The organism is Aneurinibacillus danicus (genome assembly GCF_007991215.1).
In the GTDB taxonomy this organism is placed as follows: Bacteria; Bacillota; Bacilli; order Aneurinibacillales; family Aneurinibacillaceae; genus Aneurinibacillus; species Aneurinibacillus danicus.
Genome location: NZ_BJXX01000292.1, coordinates 1 through 594, shown reverse-complemented (window position 1 = coordinate 594; position 594 = coordinate 1). Strand labels below are relative to the sequence as shown.

1 protein-coding gene is annotated in these 594 nt (G+C 40.6%); it reads left to right on the top strand.

All coding sequences use genetic code 11. The annotated features are described in order from the left end of the window. A partial coding sequence (locus ADA01nite_RS21800) for an RNA-guided endonuclease TnpB family protein (protein WP_146812519.1) occupies window positions 1–594 on the top strand: 594 nt, incomplete at both ends.

Here is a 594-nt window from a genome sequence, read left to right as displayed (position 1 = left end):
AACGGAAATATTGAGATTGTAGAAAACAAAATCAAACTTCCGAAGCTTGGGTACGTTCGTTTTGCGAAATCAAGAGAAGTGAAAGGTCGTATTTTAAATGCTACGATTAGACGCAACCCATCTGGAAAATATTTTGTCTCCATCTTGTGTGAAACGGATGTACAGCCATTGCCGAAAACAAACAAAGAAGTCGGAATTGATGTTGGGCTTAAAGATTTTGCGATTCTCTCGAATGGAGAAGTGTTTGAAAATCCGAAATTTCTGCGCAATATGGAGCAAAAACTCATTCACGAACAACGCATCCTTTCCCGACGTGTGAAAGGATCTTCGAATTGGAACAAGCAACGGATGAAAGTCGCCCGAATCCATGAACGCATTGCCAATGCGCGAACAGACTATTTGCAAAAAATTTCAACGCATATTGTCAAAAACCACGACATGATTGCGATTGAAGATTTGCAAGTATCGAACATGATAAAAAACCACAAACTTGCCAAAGCGATTAGCGAAGTGTCCTGGTATCAATTCAGAATCATGCTTGAGTACAAAGCCAAGTGGTATGGGCGTACTGTCGTTGCTGTAGGCAAAACCTTT